Raw genomic sequence first — 1,224 nt, 5'->3', positions numbered from 1 at the left:
TGAAATTCGGTCGATCCCCAAGTCATAAGCAATTTGGTAGTAAAACGTATCAACAGACTCTTCAATGGATTTAATGACATCCACGCGGCCATGTCCCCAACGCAACCAGTCACGGAATGGACGGGTGTCTGAGTTAGGAATGCGCCAATAACCTGGGTCGTTGCGAGTAGTATTTGGCGTGATTACGCCTTCTTGCAACGCTGCGACTGCCATAAATGGCTTGATTGTTGAAGCTGGCGGATAAATACCTAGCGTCGTGCGGTTTACCAACGGGCGGTTTTTATCGTTCAACAAGTCGCGATAGGCTTTACCTGAAATGCCGTGGACAAAAGCGTTCGGGTCGTAACTTGGGCTAGACACCATAGCTAGCACCCCATTGTCACGAGGATCAAGCACGATAGCGCTGCCACGTCGACCATCCAAAAGCTGATGAACGTAAAGCTGCAAGTTGATATCGAGGTTTAAGACAATGTCTTTGCCCGGAACTGGCGGTACGTACTTTAACGTGCGAATCACGCGTCCTCGGCTGTTGACTTCCACTTCTTGGTAGCCAGCAGTGCCGTGCAGCAGATCTTCGTAGTATTTTTCGATGCCCAACTTACCGATGTCACGAGTCGCTTGGTAGTTGGCGTCTTTTTCTTCTCGAATCAAACGCTGCATGTCGCGGTCATTGATACGAGAAACATAGCCGATTACGTGCGTTAACACTTCCCCGTAAGGGTAGTAACGTTTGAGTGTGGCACTGATTTCAACACCAGGAAAACGGTATTGGTTGACGGAAAAGACCGCGACCTGCTTTTCGTTCAGCTGGGTTAGCAATGGGACGGATTTGAATCGACGGGTACGCTTACGCTCACGATGGAAGCGTTCGATCTGTTCTGGTGTGATTTCCAGAATGGTTTGCAATTCTTGGATAGTAGCGTCGATGTCTTTGATTTTTTCTGGAGTCAGCTCCAAGTTAAAGACAGGACGGTTTTCGGCTAACAGGACACCATTTCGGTCGTAGATAAGACCGCGGTTTGGCGCAATAGGAACCACTTTGATGCGGTTGTCATTTGAACGGGTTTGATAATCTTGAAACTGGTTCACCTGAATGTTGTACATATTGGCGACCAGCAAGCCCATCAAAACAACGATGCCGAAAAAAGCAACGATAGCGCGGCTAGCGAATAGGCGCGCTTCGGCTTGATAATCTCGGATTTGACTGCGGCGTCTACGAATCAT

General features: G+C 48.6%; 1 protein-coding gene. It reads right to left on the bottom strand.

Annotated elements, in window-relative coordinates:
• Positions 1 to 1,224: penicillin-binding protein 2 (mrdA, locus tag R7P67_RS25105; RefSeq protein WP_318086357.1), on the bottom strand; the 1,224-nt coding region annotated here is incomplete at its 3' end.

This window comes from Vibrio sp. Vb0937 (genome assembly GCF_033338855.1).
Note: the sequence above shows the minus strand (reverse complement) of the source record. Positions and strands in the feature narration are given on the sequence as shown.